28 protein-coding genes and 1 pseudogene are annotated in these 26753 nt (G+C 42.8%); 17 read left to right on the plus strand and 12 right to left on the minus strand.

Going from position 1 to position 26753, the window contains the following annotated elements; translation table 11 throughout:
• Position 1: 1 nt before the first annotated feature.
• Complete coding sequence (locus AS005_RS06110; protein ID WP_233186264.1) at positions 2 to 1651, minus strand: putative manganese-dependent inorganic diphosphatase; 1650 nt, start codon at positions 1649 to 1651, stop codon at positions 2 to 4.
• 157 nt (positions 1652 to 1808) lie between these two features.
• On the opposite strand from AS005_RS06110, the gene AS005_RS06115 reads away from it, so the two are divergent.
• The 4 genes from AS005_RS06115 to AS005_RS06130 are packed head-to-tail and all read left to right on the plus strand — an operon-like array spanning position 1809 to position 5453.
• Positions 1809 to 2819 (plus strand): rod shape-determining protein, encoded by a 1011-nt coding sequence (locus AS005_RS06115; protein ID WP_101510802.1) that lies wholly within the window; start codon positions 1809 to 1811, stop codon positions 2817 to 2819.
• The gene (locus AS005_RS06120) at positions 2819 to 3442 is read left to right on the plus strand and encodes a hypothetical protein (RefSeq protein WP_101510803.1); all 624 of its coding nucleotides are present in this window, start codon (positions 2819 to 2821) and stop codon (positions 3440 to 3442) included. The genes AS005_RS06115 and AS005_RS06120 overlap by 1 nt, the downstream gene beginning before the upstream one ends.
• Positions 3439 to 3783, plus strand: coding sequence for a hypothetical protein (locus AS005_RS06125; protein ID WP_101510804.1), 345 nt, complete (start codon positions 3439 to 3441; stop codon positions 3781 to 3783). The genes AS005_RS06120 and AS005_RS06125 overlap by 4 nt, the downstream gene beginning before the upstream one ends.
• Entirely contained in the window at positions 3780 to 5453 is a 1674-nt protein-coding gene (locus AS005_RS06130; RefSeq protein WP_101510805.1) for a penicillin-binding transpeptidase domain-containing protein, read from the plus strand. Before AS005_RS06125 ends, AS005_RS06130 begins: the two co-directional genes overlap by 4 nt.
• Here AS005_RS06130 and AS005_RS06135 read toward each other — a convergent pair.
• From AS005_RS06135 to AS005_RS06155, 5 genes are all read right to left on the minus strand, one after another.
• The gene (locus tag AS005_RS06135; protein ID WP_101510806.1) at positions 5398 to 6126 is read right to left on the minus strand and encodes an amino acid ABC transporter ATP-binding protein; all 729 of its coding nucleotides are present in this window, start codon (positions 6124 to 6126) and stop codon (positions 5398 to 5400) included. The genes AS005_RS06130 and AS005_RS06135 overlap by 56 nt on opposite strands.
• A complete protein-coding gene (locus AS005_RS06140; protein ID WP_101510807.1) occupies positions 6123 to 6773 on the minus strand; it encodes an amino acid ABC transporter permease in 651 nt (216 codons plus the stop codon). The genes AS005_RS06135 and AS005_RS06140 overlap by 4 nt, the downstream gene beginning before the upstream one ends.
• 14 nt (positions 6774 to 6787) lie before the next feature.
• Positions 6788 to 7528 carry a basic amino acid ABC transporter substrate-binding protein gene (locus AS005_RS06145; protein WP_101510808.1) on the minus strand — a complete coding sequence of 247 codons (741 nt, stop codon included), beginning with the start codon at positions 7526 to 7528 and terminating at the stop codon, positions 6788 to 6790.
• Positions 7529 to 7566: 38 nt separating this feature from the next.
• On the minus strand, positions 7567 to 8883 hold the full coding sequence (locus AS005_RS06150; protein ID WP_199203866.1) for an NCS2 family permease: 1317 nt from the start codon (positions 8881 to 8883) through the stop codon (positions 7567 to 7569).
• 129 nt (positions 8884 to 9012) lie between these two features.
• Positions 9013 to 10272 carry an ABC transporter substrate-binding protein gene (locus AS005_RS06155; RefSeq protein ID WP_101510810.1) on the minus strand — a complete coding sequence of 420 codons (1260 nt, stop codon included), beginning with the start codon at positions 10270 to 10272 and terminating at the stop codon, positions 9013 to 9015.
• A 95-nt stretch (positions 10273 to 10367) separates the two neighbouring features.
• Here AS005_RS06155 and AS005_RS06160 point away from each other — a divergent pair, with 95 nt between their 5' ends.
• Genes AS005_RS06160 through AS005_RS06175 form a run of 4 tightly spaced genes read left to right on the plus strand, consistent with a single transcriptional unit; the run spans position 10368 to position 16751 of the window.
• A complete protein-coding gene (locus AS005_RS06160) occupies positions 10368 to 11633 on the plus strand; it encodes a carbohydrate ABC transporter permease (RefSeq protein WP_101510811.1) in 1266 nt (421 codons plus the stop codon).
• A 9-nt stretch (positions 11634 to 11642) separates the two neighbouring features.
• On the plus strand, positions 11643 to 13751 hold the full coding sequence (locus AS005_RS08830; protein WP_199203867.1) for a carbohydrate ABC transporter permease: 2109 nt from the start codon (positions 11643 to 11645) through the stop codon (positions 13749 to 13751).
• Positions 13752 to 13764: 13 nt separating this feature from the next.
• Positions 13765 to 15414, plus strand: coding sequence for a CehA/McbA family metallohydrolase (locus AS005_RS06170; RefSeq protein ID WP_101510812.1), 1650 nt, complete (start codon positions 13765 to 13767; stop codon positions 15412 to 15414).
• Entirely contained in the window at positions 15411 to 16751 is a 1341-nt protein-coding gene (locus AS005_RS06175; RefSeq protein WP_101510813.1) for an NAD(P)/FAD-dependent oxidoreductase, read from the plus strand. Before AS005_RS06170 ends, AS005_RS06175 begins: the two co-directional genes overlap by 4 nt.
• Here AS005_RS06175 and AS005_RS06180 read toward each other — a convergent pair.
• The gene (locus AS005_RS06180; protein ID WP_233186265.1) at positions 16739 to 17053 is read right to left on the minus strand and encodes a hypothetical protein; all 315 of its coding nucleotides are present in this window, start codon (positions 17051 to 17053) and stop codon (positions 16739 to 16741) included. The two genes, AS005_RS06175 and AS005_RS06180, sit on opposite strands and share 13 nt — an antisense overlap.
• An 82-nt stretch (positions 17054 to 17135) precedes the next feature.
• Here AS005_RS06180 and AS005_RS06185 point away from each other — a divergent pair, with 82 nt between their 5' ends.
• From AS005_RS06185 to rpsR, 4 genes are all read left to right on the plus strand, one after another.
• A complete protein-coding gene (locus AS005_RS06185; RefSeq protein WP_101510815.1) occupies positions 17136 to 17591 on the plus strand; it encodes a metal-dependent transcriptional regulator in 456 nt (151 codons plus the stop codon).
• 77 nt (positions 17592 to 17668) lie between these two features.
• Positions 17669 to 18055: a 30S ribosomal protein S6 gene (gene rpsF, locus AS005_RS06190; protein WP_101510816.1), complete on the plus strand. Its 387-nt coding sequence runs from the start codon at positions 17669 to 17671 to the stop codon at positions 18053 to 18055.
• Positions 18055 to 18480 carry a single-stranded DNA-binding protein gene (locus tag AS005_RS06195; RefSeq protein WP_101510817.1) on the plus strand — a complete coding sequence of 142 codons (426 nt, stop codon included), beginning with the start codon at positions 18055 to 18057 and terminating at the stop codon, positions 18478 to 18480. Before rpsF ends, AS005_RS06195 begins: the two co-directional genes overlap by 1 nt.
• A gap of 14 nt (positions 18481 to 18494) precedes the next feature.
• Entirely contained in the window at positions 18495 to 18722 is a 228-nt protein-coding gene (rpsR, locus tag AS005_RS06200) for a 30S ribosomal protein S18 (RefSeq protein WP_101510818.1), read from the plus strand.
• Positions 18723 to 18752: 30 nt separating this feature from the next.
• Here rpsR and AS005_RS06205 read toward each other — a convergent pair whose 3' ends face one another.
• From AS005_RS06205 to AS005_RS06220, 5 genes and pseudogenes are all read right to left on the minus strand, one after another.
• Positions 18753 to 19085 (minus strand): DUF1292 domain-containing protein, encoded by a 333-nt coding sequence (locus AS005_RS06205; protein ID WP_101510819.1) that lies wholly within the window; start codon positions 19083 to 19085, stop codon positions 18753 to 18755.
• A gap of 88 nt (positions 19086 to 19173) precedes the next feature.
• Entirely contained in the window at positions 19174 to 20262 is a 1089-nt protein-coding gene (locus AS005_RS06210; RefSeq protein ID WP_101510820.1) for a glycosyltransferase, read from the minus strand.
• Between the two features lie 37 nt (positions 20263 to 20299).
• Positions 20300 to 20515 (minus strand): annotated as a pseudogene (locus AS005_RS08865) (glycosyltransferase family 4 protein); the annotation flags it as partial.
• Between the two features lie 29 nt (positions 20516 to 20544).
• Positions 20545 to 21939, minus strand: coding sequence for a glycosyltransferase (locus tag AS005_RS06215; protein WP_145998122.1), 1395 nt, complete (start codon positions 21937 to 21939; stop codon positions 20545 to 20547).
• Between the two features lie 123 nt (positions 21940 to 22062).
• Positions 22063 to 23406: a sulfatase gene (locus AS005_RS06220; protein WP_101510822.1), complete on the minus strand. Its 1344-nt coding sequence runs from the start codon at positions 23404 to 23406 to the stop codon at positions 22063 to 22065.
• 74 nt (positions 23407 to 23480) lie between these two features.
• Here AS005_RS06220 and AS005_RS06225 point away from each other — a divergent pair, with 74 nt between their 5' ends.
• Genes AS005_RS06225 through AS005_RS06245 form a run of 5 tightly spaced genes read left to right on the plus strand, consistent with a single transcriptional unit; the run spans position 23481 to position 26752 of the window.
• On the plus strand, positions 23481 to 23705 hold the full coding sequence (locus AS005_RS06225; RefSeq protein WP_101510823.1) for a CopG family transcriptional regulator: 225 nt from the start codon (positions 23481 to 23483) through the stop codon (positions 23703 to 23705).
• A gap of 37 nt (positions 23706 to 23742) precedes the next feature.
• The gene (cysC, locus tag AS005_RS06230) at positions 23743 to 24345 is read left to right on the plus strand and encodes an adenylyl-sulfate kinase (RefSeq protein ID WP_101510824.1); all 603 of its coding nucleotides are present in this window, start codon (positions 23743 to 23745) and stop codon (positions 24343 to 24345) included.
• A 19-nt stretch (positions 24346 to 24364) separates the two neighbouring features.
• Positions 24365 to 25192, plus strand: coding sequence for a PHP domain-containing protein (locus tag AS005_RS06235; protein WP_101510825.1), 828 nt, complete (start codon positions 24365 to 24367; stop codon positions 25190 to 25192).
• On the plus strand, positions 25189 to 25401 hold the full coding sequence (locus AS005_RS06240) for a CopG family transcriptional regulator (RefSeq protein ID WP_101510826.1): 213 nt from the start codon (positions 25189 to 25191) through the stop codon (positions 25399 to 25401). Before AS005_RS06235 ends, AS005_RS06240 begins: the two co-directional genes overlap by 4 nt.
• Position 25402: 1 nt before the next feature.
• Positions 25403 to 26752, plus strand: coding sequence for a DASS family sodium-coupled anion symporter (locus tag AS005_RS06245; protein ID WP_101510827.1), 1350 nt, complete (start codon positions 25403 to 25405; stop codon positions 26750 to 26752).
• Position 26753 lies beyond the last annotated feature (1 nt).

The raw sequence follows: 26753 nt of genomic DNA on the forward strand, positions 1-26753 counted from the left end.
ATCACCTTCTCTCCCTTCTCAGGATTTCTCCGATTCTTGGAACAAAATCCTTCTTTCTGGACATAACGTTCTTCAGAAGAAACATTCCATCTTTCTTTTCTACATCGAAAGCTTTCTCCACGATCTTTTGATCTCCTTCAACCATGACCAAACTAGCTTCCTCAATTGGGTTGGTAAAGAGGACGAAGAAATGATTCACACCCAACTCTCCCCTTAAAGATTTCAAGGCGTTTGAGAACTTTTCTTTTTCTTTCAGCAGAGAGGAGAAATCTGAGGTCATGACCTGCGAAACAGCAAAAGATTCGTCTTCCATTTCGTAGATTTTCACGTCTCGCTTCAGAAGAGAGACTGGATCCACATTCTCTGGTATTCTCATTCCCTCCTTCAACACCCTCTTGGCAAACTTCTCAAGATCGAGTTTGGCCACTTTGGCAAGGAACTGAGCCATGCTCTTATCTTTTGGTGTGGTTGTTGAGAGCTTGAAAAACAAAGTGTCGGAGACGATACCCGCAAGAAGTATTCCTGCTATTTCTCGTTCTAACTTCACATCGTCTCTCAACGCGAACTCCGATACGATCGTAGAGGTGCTTCCCACAGGTTCGTTGTAAAAGAAAACAGGGTTCAGAGTGCTTAGACCTCCGAGTCTGTGATGATCTATGATTTCTAAGATCTCTGCCTTTTCCACTCCATCCGGAGCTTGTGTGATTTCATTGTGATCCACGAGAATCACTTTTTTCTTGATGTCTTTCATCAGATCGGTTCTCGTTATAACACCGAGGAGTTTTCCTTTTTCGTCTTCCACGAAGGCCGCACGTAACTTGGAGGTAAAAACGATTTCTTTCACATCTTCGAGGGTGTCTTTTTTTGTTACCGTTGGAAATTTCTTACTCATCACGAGTGTCACCGGCAGCGAAAGATTTATGAGTTTCGACGCGCCGAAAGCATCGAATCCCACACGGAGGACCGCTGCGTTCTTTTCTTTCGCAATCTCCAGAACCCTGTTGGATATTGGTGCGTTGTTTACAATTATCATGAGCTTTGCTCCCTTTTCTAGAAGTGCTATCTGAGCTGGTTCGTTGTCACCGACTATCACGACGTCACCTATTTCTACCTTGCCCAGGAGCACGTGAAGCGCATCAACTGCTATGTGAACCTTCCCGGCTACGATCTTTTCCTTCAAATAATCGCATACAACCTCTGCTTTCAGGACTCTGACCAGCTGATCGAAAGAAACCGGGTGTATAACGAGAGGTTCTATTTTCAGTCGTCTCACGTAAACACGTGCGAGATTACTTTCAGTAACAACACCGATCATTCTGCTTTTGGAGACTACAGGAACGTTTTTTATACCCTTGCTTTCCATGAGTATCGCGACGTCGTAAACAGGTGTGTCCGAAGAAACAAAGATAGGATCTTTCAGCTCGAGGTCTTCAACTGTAGGTTCTAAAGTTTCAAGGTGGATAGGGGGTTTTATTTTGAAGTAGTTGAGTACAAACAAAGATTCGTTCGTCAACTCTCCAGCTCTTGCTGGAATAAAGGTCTTGCTTTTTTCGAGTTCGTTTTTGTAATAGGCATACCCTATTGCCGAACATACACTGTCTGTGTCTGGATTTTTGTGCCCGACCACGTAAACCTTTTCCAAAATTTTCACCTCCGTATATTAGAAATTCTATCAGATGATGAAATAAAAGCATTGAACAGGGAATTCGGCGAAAACTCGAAGTGAATTCGTTTCGAGTTTATGATATAGTTAAGAATGAACGTTAAGGGAGTTTTTGTTGAGAAAAGAAAGCTGAGAGGTGAAGAGAGTGTTGAGAAAGGACATAGGTATCGATCTCGGAACGGCAAACACCCTTGTTTTTCTCAAGGGGAAAGGAATCGTGGTGAACGAACCTTCCGTGATAGCCATAGATTCAAACACAGGAGAAATATTGAAAGTTGGTATAGAAGCCAAGAAAATGCTTGGGAAGACTCCGGCCTCGATAAAGGCCATAAGGCCTATGAAAGATGGGGTGATAGCCGATTACACCGTTGCGCTTGTGATGCTCAGATACTTCATAAGTAAAACAAAAAACGGGTTGAACTTCTTCAAACCACGTGTGGTGATAGGTGTTCCAATAGGCATCACAGATGTGGAGAGAAGGGCCATCCTCGATGCGGGGCTCGAGGCGGGTGCAAGCAAAGTGTTTCTGATAGAGGAACCTATGGCGGCGGCGATAGGATCAAATCTCAATGTAGAGGAGCCGTCCGGTAACATGGTGGTGGACATAGGTGGTGGAACGACAGAGGTGGCTGTTATTTCACTTGGGAGTATCGTTACTTGGGAATCGGTGCGTATAGCTGGCGATGAAATGGACGAAGCCATCATGCAGTATGTCAGAGAAACCTATAGAGTAGCGATCGGTGAACGAACTGCTGAGCGAGTGAAGATAGAGATAGGGAACGTTTATCCCTCAAAAGAAAACGACGAGTTGGAAACGACCGTTTCTGGTATAGATCTCTCCACAGGTCTTCCTAGAAAACTCACCTTGAAAGGCGGTGAGGTAAGAGAGGCATTGAAAGGCGTGGTTGTTACTATCGTTGAAAGTGTGAGGTCCACCTTGGAGAAAACACCTCCCGAGCTCGTGTCCGACATCATAGAAAGAGGAATTTTTCTCACGGGGGGAGGTTCCCTCCTGAGAGGTTTAGACACCCTTCTTCAAAAGGAAACAGGTATCAGTGTGATCAGAGCTGAGGAACCCCTCACCGCTGTGGCGAAGGGAGCCGGAATGGTTCTCGAAAAGGTCAACATTTTGAAAAAGCTTCAGGGTGCCGGGTGATGAAAAGAGCCGTTCTTTTCCTTCTGTTTCTGAGCGTATTTTTCCTGAATGAAACGTTTAACGTATCCGAAAAGTTTCGCGCATTCTTTTATAGGATGAGCTATCCCTTTTTGAAATTGAGGGAGTCGGCTGTTGGAATCGCTTTAAGGTTAAAGAACGAAATCTATCCAGGAGATGTGTACGTGGGTTTAGAAAGTGTAGGAAATCTCTTCTTCGTTACGGGAAGAGGAGAGGATTGTTTCTACATACTAGGCGAAGTGCGAGAAGGGACTCTTGTGATCGATCCCATGGAAAAAAGATTTCTCGGTGTCGTTGTAGCGAAGGGACCCCTCTCGAAGGTGGAAACCGTTTTTTCTGATAACTTCGTTGGAAGAGTGAGGATAAAGGGACCTTCAGCTTCCGTTGTTGGGATATTGAGGGGAGGATCGGTACCGAAAGTTTCGACGATAGAAGATATCGATGTGACAGGCTGGAAGGTCTTTTTCGAGGACGAAAAGTGGAATGTGATCTTGAAAGATTACCTTTTTGTAGGGAGCATCGCAGGAAGAGATGGTGAGTACTTCCTTCTGGATGCGGAGAGGAAACTTCCAGATCGAGTGGCAATTATCGGGGTGGTTGAATGATTTTTATTCTTTCTTTTCTCAGTATTCTGTGGGATTTTGTTTTCGAGGACTTTCTTGTCTTCTTTCCTGCTTTTCTCGGTGTTGCCTTTTATGAAAGGAAAAATGGTCTTTTTTTCTTAACGATTCTAATCAGATTTCTCGCGATACCAGGATACTGGTACATCTTCATCCTCATCGTTTTTTTGGCTCTTGATGCTTTCAGAGATCATTTCTCGTCTTTGTTCGTTCCTGCTTTTATCCTAGTTATGATCGGTTGCTTTGTATCTGGATTTCAAGTTGTGCCTTTCATACTATCAACCCTTGTCGGCGTTTTCTTTCTGATGAGGGCGGCAAAACAATGAAAAACAGGTTTTTTTTGCTTTTAATGGCTTTGTCTTTCATTCTGATCATTATAAGAGCTTTTCAAATTCAGATTCTTGAACATGAGGAGCACAAAAGGTACATCGATCTCCTTCAGACGAGGATCATTAAAGTTCCAGCTCCGAGGGGGATTATTTTCTCCAGTGACGGGGAAGCGCTCGCTAAGGATGAGACGGTTTACATCTTGGATCCGTGGTTAAACGACATCGACAAATTGAAAAAAACGGGGCTTCTCTCTTCCGATGAACTATTTAAGCTTGTAAGCGGAGAGAGTGTATGCTTGGACAAGGCAAGAGCAGAGATTTTGTCGAAGATAGGGATAAGAATCACGGTAGGCTACAGACGAAAGTACGGGCCGATCGCACCGCATGTAATTGGATACGTGAATGCGGATAGAGAAGGTACTTACGGTGTTGAGAAAGTTTACAACGAGTTTCTAAGGGGATCGGAAGGTGTCAAGATGGTTTTTGTGGAACCTTCCGGGAGGATTGCTTCTGAAGTGATAAAGAGTCCTCCAAAACCTGGAGAAAATGTCGTTCTCACCATCGATTCCAGAATACAAAAAGTTGCAGAAAAGTCTTTAGAAGATGTAGGAAAACCCGGTTCTGTGATTCTCTCCAATGTTAAAACTGGCGAAATAATTGCACTTGACTCTTCACCCAAGTTCGATCCGCAGGTCTTTTCCGATGGACTCACAAAAAGAGAATGGGAAAGACTTTCGAGAAGTTACTCATCACCTCTCATCAACAGGACGATATCTTCTGCGTACAACCCGGGATCCTCAATCAAGATTCTTTGGGCCATAGCGGCCCTTTTGAACGGAGTGGATCCAAATGAACATGTCAATTGTCATGGGGTCTTTGAGTACAGAAACAGTAAAGGGAAGGTGGTAGCAACTTACAAGGATTGGAAATTGGAAGGACACGGTCCAACCGATCTCAGAAAGGCGATAAGGGTATCATGCAATGTTTATTTTTATCAATTGGGACTCAAGCTAGGTGTTGAAAAACTTGTTGAAGTCGCTAGAAGGTTTGGTATTTTTGAAAGAACAAAGATAGACCTTCCCGGTGAGAGAAATGGTCTTCTTCCATCCCCGACATGGAAAATTTCCAAGACCGGCGAGCAATGGTACCCTGGTGATACCATATTGATGTCCATTGGGCAAGGTTACCTCGAGGTTACTCCCATAGAGATGTTGAAACTCGTCTCACTCGTGGCGAACAAAGGCATCTTTTACAGACCTCACGTGGTGAAAAGGATAGGTTCCAAAACTGTGAATCCAGAGATCGAGACACGAATCGACGTTGATCCCAAAATATGGGATTTTTTGAAAGAAGCCATGGTGGATGTGACTAGTTTCAAAGGAAACGAGGAAGAGGATCCTGGAACGGCTTACCATGTGTTCAGGGACTTTCCGTACAAAGTAGCAGGAAAAACAGGTACGGCGGAAACCAACGATGGTGATCCTCACTCTTGGTTTGTAGGTTTCGCGCCGGCCGATGATCCTGAAGTTGCCATCGTTGTGATGGTGGAGCACGGGGGATATGGTTCCGGTGCAGCCGCTCAAATTGCAAAGAAGATTTTAATGGAGTATTTTAAACTGAAAGAAAGTGGGCAAGAAATTCCCGTGTCCTCTCGTTCTCAGGATTAGAGAAAATCTTTTCTGGTGGACCACTTTCCACGATTTTTCCCTCGTCCATGAATATGACTTTATCTGAAACATCTCGAGCGAACCTCATTTCATGTGTTACGATCAACATCGTCATACCACTTTGAGCGAGATCTTTTATCGCATCGAGCACTTCTTTCACAAGTTCTGGATCCAACGCAGAAGTTGGTTCGTCGAAAAGCATGAGTTCCGGATCCATCATGAGGGCCCTTGCTATCGCCACTCTCTGTTGTTGACCCCCCGAGAGATTTCCGGGTTTTTCTTTTATTTTGTCGATCAAGCCAACTCTTTCAAGAAGTTTTTTCGCCTTCTCTATGGCTTCCTCCTTTGGCATGTTCTTAACCTTAACCGGTGCGAGAATCAGGTTGTCCAAAACAGAAAGGTGTGGAAAGAGATTGAACTGCTGAAAGACCATTCCTATTGAACTTCTTATTCGGTTTATGTTCTTGTGGTTCACGAGCTCTCCTTTGAAATAAACTCTTCCTTTTTGGTATTCTTCGAGCAAATTTATGCAGCGAAGCAACGTACTTTTTCCGCTGCCGCTCGGCCCTATTATCGAGATCACTTCACCTTTTCTCACTTCAAGATTTATACCCTTGAGCACGTGAAGGTTTCCAAAAAACTTGTGTAGATTCTCTACTTTCAACACTGTCATACCTTCAACCATCCTTCCACGAGTTTCATGAGTCTAGAGACAGAGAAAGTGATGGCAAAGTAGATCAAAGCCACGCCACCGTATATAGGAAAGCTCATGAAGGTTCTGCTAACAATGTATTGAGCACTTCTCATGAGTTCAACGGTTCCTATCACCATCGCGAGTGAGCTGTCTTTTGCAAGTGCTATGAATTCGTTTCCGAGGGCAGGTAGAATGTGTCTGAATGCTTGTGGTAATATCACATGAACCATCGCTTGGAAATGAGACATTCCAAGAGACCTTGCCGCCTCGTATTGTCCTTTCGGGACGGACTGTATGCCTGCTCTGACGATTTCAGCAACGTAAGCACCGCTGTTCACACCGAGAGCGACAACCGCAGCGGTGAATCTATCGAACTCAAAGCCGAGTTCTGGAAGTCCGAAATACACGAGAAAGAGTTGAACCATGAGTGGAGTTCCTCTGATAAACTCCACGTACACAGAAGAAGGATACCGTATTATTCTATATTTTGAAAGCCTTCCCATTCCAACGAAAGTTCCTATCGCAAGTCCTATCGAAACTGCCAAAGAAGTAAGCTGAAGGGTGCGAAGAGCACCCTTCAGCAGAAGAGGTAGATTGTCCACGATCACTTTCAACCACTCTGGCATTCTCTACTCCTCCATCATTCAGAGAACCATTTCTCTATGAGTACATCGTAAGGACTCTTCTTCAGCTCTCTCAGAACGTTGTTAACGAACTCCAAAAGATCAGTGTCTTCTTTTCTAACGGCGATGCCGTATTGTTCACTGGAAAGTACGTCACTGGAGATGATGAGATCCGGATTCTTCGCAACAAAAGCCTTTGCTGTAGCGGAATCCAACACAACCGCATCTGCTCTGCCTCTTTTCAACTCTAGGAAGGCATCGGTGAACTTGTCGAATCTCACTACATTGATACCTTCGTACTTCGAAACTTCTATGTCACCGGTGGTACCTATTTGAACTGCTACGGTTTTTCCTATGAGATCTTCGTAAGTTTTCGGTCGGAAATCACTATCTTTTCGAACGACTATCACCTGTCCTGCGTTGAAATAAGGATCAGAAAAAGCAACCACTTTCTTTCTTTCCTCAGTGATTGTCATCCCCGAGATGATCATATCAATTTTCTTCGTCAGAAGACTCGGTATTAATCCATCGAAGGTCATATCAACGATTTTGAGTTCAACTCCGAGTCTCCTTGCGATTTCTTTGGCAAGATCTACATCGAAACCCACTATGTTTCCGTTCTCATCGACGAACTCGAATGGAGGAAAGTCTGCAGAAAGTCCCACGAGTAGATATCCTCTACTTTTGATCTCCTCAATGGCACCGGCGAAGATCACAATTGAAACCAAAAGAGATAAAACAACGACGAGTCTTTTCATGTTATCACCCCTGATTGATTATAACACACCTTTGCATATCAATGTCTTATGAAAGCAAGCCACAGAGCGAAAGCTAACGCAAGAATCCAAGTGAACCAGTGAACTTCTTTGTATTTCCCACTGAAAAATTTCACCAATGCATAAGAAATGATACCGAGAGCTATTCCGTTGGCAATGGAGTAAGTGAGGGGCATTGTTATAACAGTGATGAAGGCGGGGAGCGCTTCCGTTATGTCATCCCATTTCACCTTTCCAAGATTTCCTATCATGAGAGCTCCAACGAATATCAAAGCAGGAGCGGTGGCGTATCCAGGTACCGTTTGGGCGAGGGGAGCAAAGAAGAGCATTGCAAGCATACAGAGAGCTACAACGAGTGCTGTGAGGCCAGTTCTTCCTCCTTCGGCTATTCCGGCTCCACTTTCTATGTACGTTGTCACTGTTGACGTACCAAACACGGCTCCTACGGATGTGCCTATAGCGTCCGCAAGGTATGCCCTGTTTGCTCTCGGAAGTTCTCCATTCTTCATGAAGCCAGCACTCTGAGCAAGCCCTGTGATGGTGCCAAGTGTATCGAAGAAGTCGACGAAGAAGAATGTGAGAACCACAATCCAAAAATCAAGGTTCAAAAATCCGGAGAAATCGAGTTTCATAAAAGTGGGAGATATATCTGGAATCGGGCCTACAATTCCTTGATACTTCGTAACACCTATTCCGGGGAGGGCTCCAACGAGTGTGGCAACCAGAATACCTATCATTACCGCTCCGGGGATCTTTCTGTGGTAGAGAGACACTATCACGAGAAGTCCTACAACAGTTACTATAACTCCAGGGTTTGTGAGATCTCCCAGGGAAACAGACGTAGCTGGGTTGGAAACAACTATTCCCGCACTCCTCAAACCGATGAAAGCGATGAAGAAACCTATTCCTGCGGAGATGGCCACTTTTATAGAATCGGGAATGATTCCAGCCACGAATTTTCTGAATCCGACCAGAGTCAAACCGATGAAAATCAAACCTTCAACAAACACCGCTGCGAGCGCAACTCTCCAATCGATTCCCATTCCCAGACATACCGTGTAGGTGAAATACGCGTTCAATCCCATACCTGGTGCTAGTGCGAACGGATAGTTTGCAAAAAGAGCCATCACGAGTGTCGCGGTGGCAGATCCCAAAATAGTTGCTACCATGAATGCACCGAAAAACTGTTGATAGAGGGGACTGCTGGCATCCACTCCCACTGCCTGAACGAGAATGGAAGGATTAACGAAAACGATGTAGGCCATGGTGAGGAAAGTGGCGATACCGGCGAACACTTCCGTTTTCACGTTCGTTCCCATCTCCCTAAGACGGAACACGCAGCTCACCTCCGAATGAAAAAAATTTATAGGGATCTTCGATCCCTTTCCTAGTTGATGATCTCATAGTTTCCTTAAGAAACCTTTAAACAAAATAAACAAAAGAAAAGCGGGAGGAACACCTCCCGCTCATTCACCGTATTCTTCCTTCAAATATTCTTTTATCTTCTGATCAGCCGTCTTTATTGCCGTTTCCATATCCACTTTTCCGTTCACGAAGTCGGAGAACATGTTTCCAACCACCGTTCTGATCTCGTACCATACCCCGATCTGTGGATCGAACACGGCATTGTCGATCTGTTTCAAGGGGATCTCGAGCAGCGGGTCAGACTTTGCAGCTTCTTTCCAGATAGATGTTTCAAGAGCGCTTCTTCTCACGGGTATGTATCCGGTATGTATAGCCCAGTAAGCGGTGACTTCTGGTGAGATGAGGTACTTCATGAATTCCCAAGCTGCTTTCTTCTCTTCTTCAGAGGCCGTGTTGAACATGATGATATCGGTTCCGGCGAAGGGTACTTTATTTGTCACCCACGTGGGAACGGGTGCCCAGCTCCAAGTGAATTTTCCTTTCGTGGATTTCTCAACGTAGGGTCTCCCGGCTATCGTGCTTATGTACATCATAATCTTCTGCTGTCCAAAGATCCCGTCCAGGTATCCGCCCTGATAGTACGCGATACCATCGTCCACCATCTTCTTCACAAACGCGAGCACTTCTCTTGTTTCTTTGCTGTCGATATTGGATACCCATTTTCCATCAACTTGCTTCAGGATGGATCCACCTCTGAGAGTGAGGAGTATCTGGAAGAAGTCAACTGTCGTCCTGAAGCCGAAGCCGTACTGATCTGTTTTGCCGTCGCCGTCAAGATCTTCCGTCATGAGTCTCGCGGCTTCGTAGAGCTCATCAATCGTCTTTGGAACGTCCACGCCGTACATTGCAAAGGCATCTGCATTGTAATAGAGTACGTAAAGACTCTTGTTAAAAGGAACAGCGTATATGGTGTCTCCCCACATACAGTTCTTTCTCAGAGGTTCAAATATATCCTCCCATTCTTCCTTTGTGAGGCCTATCTTAGGATCGTTCACGAACTCGTTCAAAGGTTGAACAACTCCGCTTTGAATGAGCTTGGCAGTCCAGTTAGAGTAAGCCTGGGAGATGGTAGGAAGTTCGCCCGCTTGTGCAGCCGCAAGAAGCTTTTGAGAAAGTGCACCGTAGTTACCGACGTACACCGCTTCAACTTCGATATCGGGATGTAGTTCGTTGAACGTGTTCACTATCTCTTGTAGTGTCTTCCCGTGACCCCCTCCCATCGCGTGCCAGAAAGTAACTTTCACTTTTGCGAGCGCAAAGACGCTCAAAATCACCATGAGAAGCACCAGAAATTTTTTCACAGCGATCCCTCCTTTTCTATGGTTTCTCCACAAGGAATTATACCGCATAGTATAATCTGAAATGTGAAAAGATCATGAGAAAGAGAGGGTTAGATATGAAGCGCTCGAGCAAACTACGAGAGGCCGTCTTAGCGTATCTTTTTTTGCTTCCCTCTATCGTGATCCTTGGAATGTTCGTTTTCTGGCCAGTTGGTTTTTCATTCGTTTTGAGTTTCTTCAAATGGGACTTTCGAAACATGAAGAATCCTTATTTCACGGGTTTTAACAACTACGTGGAAATCTTCCGCTTCGATTATCCACCGAAATACTCGTTTATCTTCACCGTCTTGAACACGTTCTTTCATCTTGCGGTTGCCAGTGCCATTGTACTTTTGATTTTGAATTTCATTCGAAAGAAAAAATCTGTGGTGAGCGTTCTCGCAAATTTCCTTATAATCTTTGTCTATGTGATGTTGAACGTTTTCGACCTTGAAAATCCCATACTCTCCTTTTTTGTGGCCTCTGTCTCTTGGTCTTGGTTGCTCTACGATCTCAAAAAAACGAAAGTGAAGAACAGTTGGGCTTGGTTCATTCTCTTTCTTTTGGTGTTCGTCCTTGTAGAACTTCATTCTTCTCTTCCTGGTGTAGTGAACTTTCTACTAGACGCGAAGGATAAGAATCTGTTCTTAAAAGCACTCACCAACACCTTGTATTACGTGGTTCTCAGTGTTCCTTCGCAGATATTCATATCCCTCGTGATAGCCCTTCTTCTGAACTCCAACGTGAAACTTCGGGTATTCTTCAGGACGGCTTACTTCATACCTTTCGTGACATCCGTTGTTGCCATCTCCCTCGTGTGGAAATGGATTTTCAACGACGAATTTGGTTTGCTGAACTACATCTTGTCTTTCTTCAACGTGGAGCCCATCTCTTGGTTGAAAGATGAGAGATGGACTATCCCGACTATCGCCATTGTTTCCGTTTGGAAAACGGTTGGATACGATGCTGTCATATTCCTTGCGGGACTCCAGAACATAGATCGATCATACTACGAAGCTGCTGAAGTGGATGGGGCAAATTCTTTTCAGAAGTTCTTTTACATCACTTGGCCACTTCTGTCTCCAACGACGTTTTTCTTACTCATAGTATCCCTAATAGGTGCCTTCAAAGTTTTTGCCGAAGTCTACATCCTTTACGACGGGCTACCGGGTCCTTACAACAACAGCGGTATGACACTCGTGTACTATGTGTTTGATCTCTTCTACAGACAGCAGAGAATGGGGATCGCTTCGGCAGCTGCTTACATACTCTTTGCGATCATACTCATTTTCACGTTCGTTCAGTACAGATTCGGAAGAAGAGCAGTGGAGTATGTCTCGTGAGGTGATAACGTGAAGAAGCTGATTGTGTACCTTCTGCTCATCTTCGGTGCGATATTAATGCTTGGTCCTTTCGGCTGGATGGTACTCACTTCATTCAAAGCGCCATCGGAAGTTCAACAATGGCCCCCGAGATTCTACACAAAGAATTTCGCTCTCTCACGTGATGTGAAAGTGATCCTGAAGCCGGGAGTCCAAAGAGTTGGGAAGAGTGTCAGTTTGAGAGAAGCCTACGCCCTCAAGACGAAGGAAGAAAATTTGTTGACCATAGTCGTCAACGACGATCCATTTCACAGAGGAACGATGACGATACCGTTGAAAGAAGCAAGATACACTTCGAGTGTAGATATCGAAGAAGTGAAAAGAATCTCTTCGGAGTCTCCAGTGGAATTTTCTTGGAATACACCCGAGGAGTTCTTCGAATCCTTCTTCATCTATTACAAGAGCGGTGCGAATCCGTTCTTTCAAAGGTCCAGTCTGATGAACAAAATCTTGGGGTCGATAGACGGAGCGACGAAGATAATCTCCCAGATGAGGAGATTCATAAATGTGAGAATAAAGGACGAGTCCGAACGTGAAAGATTTCGTTCTTTTCTTGAAACGAAGGAGAAAGAGCTTCTCTCACTCAAAGAGAAAGTGGAAAGCATGAAGGCAGGAACAACACTCGTCCTCACCGATGAGGAGATAAGAAAACTCTACGATCTTTTGAAAAGTGTCAACCTAAGATACACGGGTAGCAACCCACTCGTTTCAGTCTACACGAGTAGGGTAGTCGTTCCCATTGAAGAACTAAAGAAGAACATAGGTTACTATTTAGAGGTTGTCGATCTGTTTCAAAATGTGCAAAATCTAACGGTTGATAAAAACATAGTTGCAAAATCGATGACGAGAGATGAGAGAAAAAATCTCTTTCTGGAAAAGATAAAAGATTTTCATGACAGGCAACTCGTCGAGAAACTGATGAAAGAATCGAAAGACAATCTGGTTGAAAGCTATGTTTCGTTGAAAGAAAAAGAGATTTCTGAGAAATACCATGTGGATCTTCTCACCATCGCTACTGTGAAACCTATCGTTTCTTCTTTAATTGGCTTGGCTCAGGAAAACAACATAGATACGTCCAACTTCGAACGAATGATGGAAGAACTGGAAGAACGTCTTTCAAACAGCACCACTTACAAGGTGTTGAAATCAAAAATCACACAACTCGATCTGGGAAGCGAATTTCTTAGTGCGATGGCAAGTTATCTCAAGGATATCACCTTTTTGAGGAAAGCTTATGAAGACGCTATGAGCTCTTGGAAAATAATCGAAGCTCCAGACTTCGTAAAAGAAGTGCGGGTGAAAGACGGTGAGGTAATAGAGATTCTTCTGGAAGGAGTCCCTTCGGTTTTTTTGAGTGACGAACCCATTGACTCCGTCAAACTCCGGTTTTCCTTCACTGAAATGCTTGCAAACCTCTTTCAAAACTACGTTGACGCGTGGAATGCCGCACCGTTTCCAAGATACTACTTCAACACTTTCTTCGTCGCCAGCACAACAACGATTCTCGAAGTTATCGTGGCATCGCTCGCGGCTTACGCCTTTTCGTGGATGGTTTTCCCAGGAAGAGATTTCATATTCGGACTCTACCTTGCCACAATGATGATACCCGGCGAGGTTCTTCTCGTGCCGAACTTCATCACAATATCGAAACTCGGTTGGATCGACACGTATTACGCTCTGATCATTCCATGGATCGTCAGTGTTTTTGCCATTTTCCTCCTCAGACAACACTTTTTGACCATACCGAGAGAGCTCTTCGATGCGGCAAAAATAGACGGATGCTCTCACTGGAGATTTCTATGGCAGATCGTCGTGCCTCTCAGCAAACCAGCCGTGATCACCTCTGCTCTTCTCAAATTCGTTGGAAGTTGGAACGCTTTCCTCTGGGTTTTGATCGTGACGAATAGTGAGAACTATAGAACTCTTCCTGTGGGACTTCAGGCGTTCAGTTCCGATGTGGGGACTCAGTACAATCTACTCATGGCGGCGGCAACGTTTTCGATTCTTCCGGTTGTAATCTTGTTCATATTCACCCAGAAGTACTTCATACAAGGAATTGCCAGAACAGGACTGAAATGAAGGAGGCGATAGTATGAAAAAGTTAGTGATTTTCTTTTTGATTCTCTCTTCCTTGATCTTTGGAGCAACCTTTTATGGAAATCTTCACTCCCATACTTCCTACTCCGATGGGAAGGGAACACCGGACGAAGCTTACGAATATGCAAAGCAGTTTCTCGACGTGCTTGCGGTGACTGATCACGCTTATTATTTCGCTCAGAAGATAGACGGGAAGACCAAGCCTTATCTTACGAAACTCGCTGCGGAAAGGCATACAAAAGATGGTGAATTCGTTGCTCTCCAGGGTTTCGAATGGACGGCGGGTGTTGGTCACATAAACGTGTACGAATCGATCGAATGGATCGACAGAAACCAAGAGGGCTCCTTGGAGGGTTTCTACGCTTGGCTCGTGAAACATAAGAAACTTGCCCAGTTCAATCATCCCATAAGTAAGTTCGGCACCTTCGATTCCTTCAGGTACTTTCCCGAGGCTGATAAATACGTGAACCTGATAGAAGTTGGAAACGGGAATTGGTCCTCTGGTGACGTGATAAATCCTGAGATGTTTGGCAACTACATCTTAGCTCTGAACAGAGGTTGGCATCTTGGAGCCACTGCCAACCAGGACAATCACAAACCAAACTGGGGTAGTGCGAACGACGCTAGAACTGGTATCATCGCTGATAAGTTGACGTACGATGCCATCATGGATGCCCTTTGGAAAAGGCATACTTTTGGAAGTGAAGATAGGAACGTTCAGGTTCTCTTCAAGTCGGGAGAGCATCTGATGGGGGACGTTGTCTTCATCGATGATTTCTCACAAAAAACGCTGAGTATAGAGTACAAAGATACTGAGAAACTTCTCTATCTTGCTCTGATCTCCCAGAGTGGAACGGTTCTCGAACTCAGACCTGGTACAGATCACTTGAAACTCGATCTGAAAGTCACTCCTCCAGATGGTTATGAGTGGTACTTCTTCTACATGAAGCAGATGGACGGTGACGAGATCGTAACTTCCCCGATATGGTTCCAAATACCGTCTCCCGTTTATGTCAACAGCGTCAGAATTTCTCCAGAAGAAATCCACGCTGGAGAGGTTGCAAAACTGTACTTTGAAATATACAACACCACTGAAAACAAGGCGAAAGTTAATCTCATCATTTTGTTGGACGACGATCCGATCAGAAACGTAACCCAGGAATTTGCACCTTACCAGCTCAAGAGATTCGTCGTTCCCACTGGAAAATTGGAAGAAGGGACACACAGAATTTCTTTCCTAGTGAATGGAAAACTCGTCCAGTCGATTTCTTTCGTTGTCCAAGAAAAACTCAAAGGTGTCATCATGATAGACACCCTCCACGAGAACGACCATCTCGAAGAGTTGAGGGCACTCGCCGAAGAGTTGAAAAAAGCAGGGTACAACGTGATCTATCCGAAAGTGATGTTGAAGAACCTTGGAGGGATCGATATTCTCATCATCGCAACTCCGAAGGAAGGTGGCTTGAGTTTCGCCAAGAAACTCTCAAAAAAGGAATTGGAAGAGCTAGAAAAATTTGAAGGGAAATTGTACATAATACCGGGAGGAGATGAGGAGTACAGAGAGATCTATTTGAGTCAGCTGAAGGGAGAAGTGGTCACACTCGAGGAGCTGAGAAAGAGACTGCTTGGGGAGGGAGATAGTTGAAGAGGCTTGGAATCGTTGGATTCGGTGCGAGTGCTATCGGATTCGTCTATGGCCTCATAGACACCGGAAGAGTAAATGAGTATAAGATCACGATCTTCGAAAGGGGAAAGAACTACTCCCACAACACCATTTCTGGAGTGAGAGTGGACGGCAAAATCTTCATCTCTCACGGTATGGGTGGTGAAATACACATTCCTCTTGAAGTACAGGCCAAAATTGTGGAATTTTACCTGAAATTCTCGGGATACACCCCCACCATCGACAAAAGTAAGGGAGTTGTGAACTACCTAAAATCCTTTGAAAGAGATGGTAGGAAAATAGAGTTCGGAGAGTCCTTCGCAGATGAGAAGGTTTACAAACTTTTCTATCATCACGGTTTCGATCCGGTAAAATCTTACTTCTTTCATCTGGGAACCGATATTCTGAAGGAGACCAACAAGAACATCTACGATTATTTCTCTTCCTTTGGGAACATAGAATTTCTGTTTGGAACCGTAGTAGAAGATGTTGACCTAGGGCCTCCACACAGAGTACACACGAACGAAGGAAGTTTCGAGTTCGATGAACTCGTGATAGCTGTTGGAAGAAGTGGTCACAGGTTGATGGATCACCTCAAAGAGAAATATCCTCATCTTGTGAGACCGAACCAGTTTGTTGACATTGGAATCAGATACGAACTACCCAATCACGTGATGGAACCCTTTTCTGATATGTACGAAGTGAAGGTGAGATACAAAACGAAGACAGGATACATATGCAGGGTCTTCTGTCAAAATCCTGCGGGAAAAGTGGCGTTGGAAAGGTACGAAGACTTCACCACCGTGAACGGTTATTCTGACAGCTTTCACAAAACAGAGAACACGAACTTCGCTGTCCTTGTTACCACACGTTTCACGGAGCCTTTCAAGGATCCGACCGGCTACGGTGTAAATCTTGCAAAGCTCGCAAACATCTTGGCGGGGGACAAAGAACGGGTGATTCTTCAAACGTATGGGGATTTCAAGGAGTTCAGAAGAACGAAGAGACTCGGCAGGGTACATCCCACCTTGAACTCAGAGAGTTACATTCTGGGAGATGCGAATCTCGTCTTTCCCTCTAAAATAAGGGAATCACTGATAGATTTCGTGGAAAGTCTCGACAAGGTGATCACGGGAGTTGCTTACTTCGATAATTTGCTCTACGCGGTCGAGGTGAAGTTCTACACGAACAAATTCCTGAACGACGTAGTAGAGGGTCTCCATGTGATAGGAGACTGCTCTGGATGGACTCGGTCGATCCAGTATGCTACGTCTATGGGTTACATGAGAGCAGCGAAGATGAAAATTCAGGTTCTGTGAGACAGAATGGCGAAAAAGCCCCATTCGATTAGAAGAACAGAGAAGAATACCACGAAACCTTCCCAGAAGGAGAATTTGTGTATACCAAAGACGTGGAGTACCAAAACGGTTGCTATGGCGCAGGAAACCAAACCGTTTGGAAAACCTTTTTTGACGAGAGCGCTGATACCCACGTAAGCGAATATGACAGCAAACGCGATACCAAGGAACCGACCAAAAGAAACATCAAAAACGTTGAAAACAGAAAGAAGGATCAGAACTCCCAGGAGAATCAATATTGCTCCGAAGATTTTCACGATCATCACTCCTTTTCTCTTTATATTCAAAAATATTTTATCATTCTCAATCTGTTGTGTTAGAATTACCTAAAAGGGAGGTAGAAATATGTTATCACCAACTGAAAAGAGATATCTTTTGGCGGTTCTCATAACATTAGACGATGGTAGCACGAGATTGAAGAGAGTGTCGGATTTTCTCAAGGTGAAAATGCCCTCTGCAAAACAAATTCTTGAAGACCTCGCGATGAAAAAGTTGATAAATTACGTGAGGAGAGGTCCCATCTCCCTAACAAAAAAAGGAATGGAACTCGCTCAGAAAGAAAAAGAACGTTTCGACAACTTGAAGGAGTTTCTGGAAAAGATCCTCTTTCTCGACAAAAAAGAAGCAGAGAAGGGAGCTTGGGAGATCTTCTTCAACCTCGAAGAGAAGATCGCCGACAGAGTGGTGGATTTTATGAACTTCCTCACTCACTGTCCTCATATAACTCCCATATGTATAAAGGGATTCAAAGAATATCTTGAAACAGGAGAATTTCCAGTTCTTTGCAGACTCAAAAGATGATGGTATAATCGTGAAAGTGAAAATCCCGCTCCACCCTTCCTGAGGTGGGGCCGAATGTCCGAGGGAGGTGAGTTTTGGTGGCTTACGTGAAAGAGAGGATCTACGAGAGCATGTTCATCATCGCACCGAACGTGCCGGAGGAAGAGAGAGAGAAACTCGTGGAAAGGGTCAAGAGTATCATCGAAGAGAGGGTCAAGGGAAAGGTCGACAAGATCGACAGAATGGGTATGAGGAAATTCGCTTACGAGATCAAGAAGTTCAACGAAGGAGACTACACGGTCATCTACTTCAGATGTGACGGTCAGAATCTTCAAGAGCTCGAGAATTTCTACAGAATAACTCCCGAGATCATCAGATGGCAAACTTTCAGAAGGTTCGACTTGGAGAAAAAAGAAAGAAGAGCCCAGAGGGAAAAAACAACTGCAGAATCGTCTGAAGAGAAAGAAGGAGGAACAGAGGCCTGATGTCTTTTTTCAACAAAATCATTCTCATCGGAAGACTCGTGAGAGATCCAGAAGAGAGATACACTTTGAGTGGAACGCCGGTGACCACTTTCACGATAGCGGTGGACAGAGTTCCAAGGAAGAACGCGGCAGAAGACGCGCAGACAACGGATTTTTTCAGAGTGGTTACCTTTGGAAGATTGGCAGAGTTTGCGAGAATGTATCTTACCAAAGGAAGGCTTGTTCTTGTTGAAGGAGAGATGCGCATGAGACGGTGGGAAACTCAGACGGGCGAGAGAAGAGTCAGTCCGGAGGTTGTTGCAAACGTTGTGAGATTCATGGATAGAAAACCTTCAGAATCGACGGAGGAAATCGAAGAGAAACTGGAGATTCCCGAAGAGGATTTCTCTGACGAGACTTTCAGCGAAGATGAACCACCATTTTGAGGGAGGTGCGATCGATGGCTTACAGAAGGAGGAGAAAGAAGGTCAAGAAGTGTAGACTCTGCGAAATGAAATTGGACTACGTTGACTATAAAGATGTGAAACTCCTCAGTGAGTTTCTCACGGACAAGGCGAAGATCATTCCTAAGAGACTCACAGGGAATTGTTCTAAACATCAGAGAATGATCAAAGTGGCCATCAAGAGAGCACGCCAGATGGGGCTCCTACCTTATCTGAAGATATGAAAAACAAAAGGGCGCCGAAAGCGCCCTTTTTCACTCATCATCGTCTGTTTCAAAGAACATCTCTTCAATATCGGGAATACTCTGTTGCCACTTTTCAAATACCTTCTTTGCCGTGTCGTATTCCACACCTTCGAGCATGATGCCCTCCGGTGTTTCATCCGCTTTGAACACGTACACTTCACCGAGATCCTCTATCATGTCTCTCGCTTCGTTTAAGAAAACTTCTTCGCAGACCCAAAACAGATTTCCTTCGTCCTCGACTTCTCCAAGCTTGTGGAAGAAAACCTCGTTTCCATCTTGGTCGAATAGACTGAAGACTTCCGTTTGATGCTCGTGTTCGTGTTCATGTTCGTGCATACTCATAATAAAAACCTCCTTAACAAAAAAACTGGGCTCTGAGAAATACTACCATTTGTAAGAGAGAAAATCAAGGGGAGAAAATCTGAACTGCTCAAGTCAACACGAAGTCTAGGAATCTTTCTTCTTTCTCCTCGTCCCAGACGAATGCTCTTTGGTGTTTCTTTAGGCTTTCCATGATCTCTCCGTAGTTCAAAAAGGCCTTTCTTATCTTTTCCACACTCTCTTTCACGTTCTTGGGATCTATCACTATTCCCACTTTCTTTTCCTCAACGATCTTGGCCATGCTCACAAAACGTTTGTTGACCACAACGGGTGTCCCGGCGGCGATGGAATCGAAAAATTTATGGGGGAGTGAGAAAATATCGTTCTTGTAACGATCACTTTTGACAACCGTTTGAAAAGAAATCCATGAAAACTTGGCTTTGGAGACTTCTTTCATCATCTCTTCATACGGAAGAAAAGGGAGCACTTTGCTGTTTTCTATTCCGAAGTTTGTGTTCATCCCTATCACCTTGAATCGGATTCCATCCTTTGCTAGCTCTTTCAGTATCTGGATCTCTTCTGTAGAGAGAGATCTGAAAGTCTTACCCACAAAACATATCTCGTCTTCTTTTTTTTCAGGATCCATCGAGACAGAGGCATAATTCGGTACCACAAGATGGGGCTTTTCTAAACCAATGGTTTTAAAAACATCGTCTGCGATCTCCTTTGAGACGAAGATACACCTGTCTGAAAAAGCAATCTGCCTTTTGAACACCCACCACATCACCTGTTCCTTTATCCATCTCAGTGGAACAGGAAGATTTCCTAAAAAGTTTTGAGGATGGTGTTCGTGAACATCGTAGATGATCTTTTTTCCTCTCTTTTTAGCAATTTTGAAAGGTTCTATCGGTTTTGTAGCGGGAAAATGGTGCATGTACAAAATATCATAGTCTTCTTCCGCCACCAACTTGCAGATCATCTTGTCAAAATTTCTTCTTTTAAAAAATTTTTTCAACAAATTCTCTTCTCGGATATAACAGACGGGAAGATATTCTATGTTTCCTTCCTCGATGGGATGCTCTTTTTTTTCTGTTAGATATTGATAGATAACTCTGCATCTTTTGGAAAGTGCTTGCACAGTTCTGAACACTCTTTTGTCGTTTTTTGAGTGAGTGTAGCCTATTATCAGTACTTTCAACGATGTTCACCTCGGTTTTCTAATATCCTTTCGCAAATCAGCCGTGAGATCTGAAGACTTGCTTATATACGTGTATTTCTTTTTTTGCAATCTCTTCCCACGTGAAATTTTTTGCTCTCTCTATGAACACTTTTGGGTTGTATCCTTCCTTCAATACCTCGACAATTCTTTTGGCAAACCTTTCTTCGAAATTTTTCCCTTCTTGAACAACGTATTCGTTAAAACCTATCGCTTCTGGTATTCTTCTATTGCTATCAATTTATACAAATATCCGCCTGATTTTTATCGACTCACGAGTTCATTTATTAGAGACTCGAATTCCTTCACTTGTTTTTCTAAAGTCCATCCTCTTTTGATAATGTACTCTCTATAATGATGCGAGTCATATCTTTCTTCGGTTATTTTCTCTACAGCTTCATCCACACTGGAGAATAAGAATTCTTCATCGTACAATTCTTTGGCATTGTAGAAATCATGTATGACTGGTTTGATACCCCTTGCCATTGCTTCCACTATATTGTAGCCAAAGCTTTCATGAATACTTGTTGAAAGCAAATAGTTTTTATCTTCCAACCATTGATTGATATCATCTACCCAACCGTGGAATATAACATTATCTTTGATTTTCATAGATTTGGCTAGATGTTTCAAATATATTTCATACATTGGATCATCGAAGCTTCCCGCAACATGTAATCTGTACCGCTTGTCTTTCTCGGAAAGTTTTTTTATTATTTCGAAAGCAACATGAAGATTCTTTCTTGGTATGATATGAGCTACCCACGCGATATTGTAGCCTTTCTGTCTTGGGATGAATTGAAAACGTTTCAAATCTATGCCATTATAAATGACACGCCAACTCACCTTTTGAAGATTCAAACCTCTCATTTCTAGGATATCTTTCATGAATTGAGAAACGAACACCAATTCATCCACATTGTTCCAGTTGATCATAAATGGGATATCGGTAAAAGCCTCATACCTGTGCAGGCGTACAAAAAGTTTTTTGCCCTTGGGTTTCACATAACTACCGGTAACTGCCAAAAAATCAGCCCATTCGCACCAAGTTACATCAGCCCAAGAAATAATCTTTCGCAATTTAGAGCCTAGGAAATGCAAAATAACTTTGTAAAGATTATCATTAATAAGCTTTTTTCTTTTGGCTTTGAGTAGAGCATTCAGAAAGGTTATTTTAGAAGTTGGGATTACAAATTTCTTAACCCAGATTTTTTTTGACAAGTTTTCCACAAGATCATCAGTAAATGTGTCGCCCCCTTGATGAACAATAACAGCCAATTTTAACTGTGACTTTTTCTCTTGCATTAAAGCATAAGTTTTTTCAAGTTTTTCGCGCAATCTGTTTTTATCTTCTGGTTGACTGGTTAGTTTCAAAGCAGATTTGTACATTTCAATGGCTTTTTTGTAATCTCCTTCGAAGCTATAAACCTCTCCCAAGTATTCCAATATTTTTGGATCTTTTCCGAATTTTTTAAGAAATGATGTGGCATAGTTTTTACACTTTGACCATTTCTTTAGTTGTCGGTAAATCGAACATATATAGTAATGGCTTTCCTTGTTGTAAGGATTGTTCTTCAAAATTTCGTTGAACTTCCTAAGTGCTTCGTTGTAGTTTCCTACTTCAAAGCTTTTAATAGCTTCCTGAAAATTTTTTCTCAAGTTATACACCTCCAATTTCTCGAGAGAATCAATCTGATTTTGATGAGCGGTTCCTTCGATCGATCGTTTTTTTGGAGGTAACTGATGTCCAATTAGCTTGGGGATCAGCTTAGTATAGTGTTGTTATGGGATTCTCAAGAATTTTTTCCAATATCTATTTTTTAACGTATACCTCAAAAGTTCATGCTTGAAATTTTTCATGTAAGATTGTATTTCTTCAGGAATTTGAGAGGTATCTTCTATTTTCGAGGGATATTGCTCTTTAGGATCTGCCCTCAGATCGAACAAGTATAACTGCCCGTCTAGTTTCATAAGTTTTTTATCTTTTGTTCTAATGCACCAGTTGTGAATACCCTTTTTCAATGGATCGTGTGCAATACTATCTTTCCTTCTGAACCCTTCGCAGTATATGTACTCCCTTGTGTCTTTTCCTCCAAACAAAGTATCTTTTCCCACGAATTCCTTAGGTTTTTCGCCGAATAGAAACCTTGATATTGATGGAGCAAGGTCCACAAGCGAGACAAGTTTCTTTTTCTCAGAGTTTCTTTCTTCTTGTGAAAATTTTTCATTTCCCACTTTGACAATCAATGGTACTCTAATAATTTCTTCGAAAGGTTTTGGAAGATGATCAAAATTCCCATGTTCAAGAAATTCTTCACCGTGGTCTGAAGTTATTATCACGATGGTATCTCTTAGAATCCCCATGGTATCGAGCGCATTTAGAAGTCTTCCTATGTGGTGTTCTACTATCTCTAAGCCTTGTGTATACCAATCTTCAGCTAGTGTCCGCCATTTTTTTGCTTCTTCTCTCGAAAATTTTCCTCTGTCTCTAAAGAATTTGTTTATCAAAAACCTTTCTCTCAAAGATTGTTCCCACAGGCCTTGATAAGGTCCATGAACGTCCATGAAATCAATGAAAGCAAAAAAGCGCTGGTTTTTATTCTCTTTCAACAGTTCTATGAACTTATCAATTTGGTTTTGTGCTTTGTATATTATTGCCACATTTAGTAGTATTTTGAATATCTCCGATGCCTTATAAGTTAGATTACCTAGTTTCATTTTCTCAAGGGCTTTTTTTATTTTTGATTTCAGAAACCTTTTTTTCAATTCCATTTTACGCTCGCTCTGCCAAAAAATAATTCCCCTTGCATACCCGTACAAATCCGATACGTATATATTTCCACCGTCGGATCCAAAGGTCACATAACCCTTTTGTTTCAAATACTCCGCAAAAGTTAAAGGGGCATGTATAACCCCTGGAGTCACCGTTTGAGAAGAATAAATAGAAGCTAGAATACCTGGAAAAGAAAAAGGTGTGCTCGTTCCAGAGGAAAAGGCATGATCATATATTAACCCTTGACTTGCAATCTCATCGAGGATGGGAGTTTTGTGAGATTTCTCGAAACTTTCTGAGCAGCTTACATAATCATATCTCAATGTATCAATAACTAGGAAAAGAATATTCATGTATGTATCCCTCCTATCAATGTATGTTACAATGATAATGATATCATGTACTCATATTGGAGTGTGATGGGAGTATGGACAGAGTCACGATAAAGATTCCTAAGTCTTTATACGCCAGAATAAAAAAGGTGATAGAAGGAACCAGTTACAACAGCGTAACGGAGTTTGTGGTAGATGTATTGAGAGATCTGGTCTCATCTGGAATAGAAAAGGTGAACGACGAGTTCGAGATGACATCTCTCACGAAAGAAGAAATAAAAGCTATAAAGAGAAGGCTGAAAAACCTAGGATATCTGTGAAAGACGTTGTACTTAGGAAGGGAGGGGAATTCATACAATGGATCCCAAGGCCAAGAATATTGTGTGGCACGAAGGGAAGGTTAAGAAAGAGGATCGGGAAAAACTCCTTGGCCAGAAAGGAGTAGTCGTATGGCTCACGGGGCTTCCGGGTTCGGGGAAATCCACCATTGCTCATGAACTGGAATGGAGATTGCTTGAAAGAGGAAAACTTGCTTACGTTCTAGATGGAGACAATATAAGACACGGTTTGAACAGTGATCTTGGTTTCTCGCCGGAGGACAGAAAGGAAAACATAAGGAGAATAAGTGAGGTGGCGAAACTCTTTGCAGATGCAGGGATCATCACTATCACGGCGTTCATTTCTCCTTACAGAGAAGATAGAAGAAGAGCTAGATCTCTTTTGAAAGAAGGAGAATTCATAGAGATTTATGTGAAATGTCCTCTTGAAGTACTCATAAAGAGAGATCCAAAGGGATTGTACAAAAGAGCTCTGAAAGGAGAAATAAAAGAATTTACAGGGATTTCCGCCCCCTACGAGGAACCAGAAAATCCCGAATTGATCGTAGAAACCGACAAAGAAAGCGTGGAGGAATCTGTTGGAAAAATCCTAAAGTATCTCGAAGAGAAAGGAATAATATAACTAATATCGGGGTGAAGGTATGTTTGTGGATTTTCATGTACACACAAGTGCATCCGATGGTAGTTTCGCGCCAACAGAAGTGATAAAGATGGCTACAGACAAGGGCATAGAGGTTCTTTCAATAACTGATCACGATACTGTTGAAGGGGTACAAGAAATTTCTGGAGTAGAAGGGATCGTTTTTGTTCCCGGAGTTGAGATCAGTTCGGAGTATCCTCGAACTTTGCATATTTTGGGATACGCCATAGATCCTTTTCACGAGAAATTGTGTGCGGTCTTGAAAGATCTGCAAGAATTTCGTAAAAAAAGAAACCTTCTGATCGTTGAAAAGATGAATCAAATGGGTTTTCATATAACGTTAGAAGAGCTCATAAAAGAAGCAGGTGGAGGGTTAGTCGGAAGACTCCATTTCGCTAGTTTGATGGTGAAAAAAGGTTTTGTCTCCAATTATCAGGAGGCTTTCGATAGATACTTGGGGAAAGGGAAACCTTTGTACATTGACAAAAAGCGTCTCCAACCGGACGAAGCTATCGGACTTATACTGGCAGCAGGTGGCATACCAGTTCTTGCACATCCTTATCAAGCGGAGGAAGATGAAGAAAAGTTGGAAGATCTTGTGAAAAAGTTAGCCGGTTTTGGCTTGAAAGGTATAGAAGTTTTCTACTCGAAGCACAACGAAAGAAGGATTTCAAAATATTTAGAGTTGGCCAAGAAATATGATCTGTTAGTGACTGCCGGCACCGACTTTCACGGTGAGAACAAGCCAGATATTCCACTGGGGATCAGTGTTCAGTACTATTATTTGAGAGAATTTCTTAGTGAAATTGAAGGGAGGTGTGTGTTATGAAACAAGTTAACATTCCTGACGATCTGTATGAAGCCATTGAAAAAAAACTTGATGAATATGGTTTCAAAACGGTGGATGAGTATGTTACGTTCGTTTTAAAAGAGGTGATAAACACAGATGAAAAGGGTTCTGAGGATACGGATGTGTTTTCTGAAGAGGAAGAAGAAATCATAAAAAAGAGATTGAGAGATTTGGGATACCTGGATTGAGATGAAGAAGAAGGTTGTTTTTCTGGTTTCATTGGTCCTCTTTGTCTTACCGTTTTTCCTTTCACCGCCCTTTGATCTAAGTGAGGAAGGGTTCAAGACCCTAGTTATTTTTGCAATTTGTACCCTTTGGTGGATCACAAACGTTGTACCTATCATGATAACAAGTCTTTTCGCAATTATCTCATTCCCTCTGTTGGGATTGGCGAGCTCAGAGGAGGTCTATTCTTATTTTGGTAACACTTCTGTTTTCTTTTTAATAGGCTCTTTCATCATCAGTTCTGTGTTGAGAAGAAACGGTATCACACAAAAAGTAGCTTTAAAGTTCATAGAAACTTTTGGGAAAAACCCAAAAAGATTGATTCTAAGTGTTCTTTTTTCTTCTTATTTTCTGTCTCTGTGGATGCTCAGTCATGCGGTGGTAGCAGTTTTGTTGCCCATTGTGCTAGAAATAGCGAGCAATATGGAAGAGGGGAGTGAAAAGTTTGCAAAAGCGCTTTTGCTTGGAACTTTTTGGGGAGCAGTTTTGGGAGGTAACACTACCCTTCTTGGAGGTGCACGAGCACCTCTCGTTTTTGCTATGTTTCAACCCTACTTTGCTAGAAGGTTAACCTTTCTCAAATGGATTTTGGCTTCTCTTCCCATTACAGGAACTTTGCTTCTTTTTTCATCGTTTTTTCTCATCAAATTGACGCCTAATTTAGAAATGGAAAAAATAAGGAAATTTCTTCGGTCAAGTATGAAGGAAGACACACTCTCTTCTAAGAAGATTTTCATCATTGCTGTCACCATAGTTACCATCTTTCTTTGGATGTTCGCAGGAGAACGAATAGGAGTTGCAAACATAGCGTTAGGAGCAGTAATTGTTCTTTTCTTTATGGATGCGGTCAGCTGGGGAGAGGTAGAGGAAGATGTAAATTGGGGAGTTATTCTCATGTACGGTGGAGCCATTGTGTTGGGAAGAATGGTGAGCAAGACAGGTTTGGCAGAGTGGATCGTTTCTCACCTGAAAATGGAAGTTCTCTCTCCTACTGTTCTGTTCTTTACAATGATAATAGGTGGTATGCTTTTAACGGAGGTGATGAGTAATTCCGCTGCCGCAGTGGTGTTGACGCAATTCGCTATTCCACTTTTAGGGAGTATGAAGATACCTCCAGAAGCTGTGGCAGTGATGGTTTCCATGGTAACAGGATTTTCTTTCATGTTCCCAACAGGTTCACCGAGTGCTGCGTTGATTGCATCGACCGGATACATACAAATAAAAGATCTCGTAAAATACGGTGCTTTCATAGCTTTTTTATCTTTTGTTGTCTTCGTTGTTTTTGTGAACACTCTTTGGAAGTGGATCTTTTAGG

Origin of the sequence: Thermotoga sp. KOL6, assembly GCF_002866025.1 — a bacterium.
GTDB lineage: Bacteria > Thermotogota > Thermotogae > Thermotogales > Thermotogaceae > Thermotoga.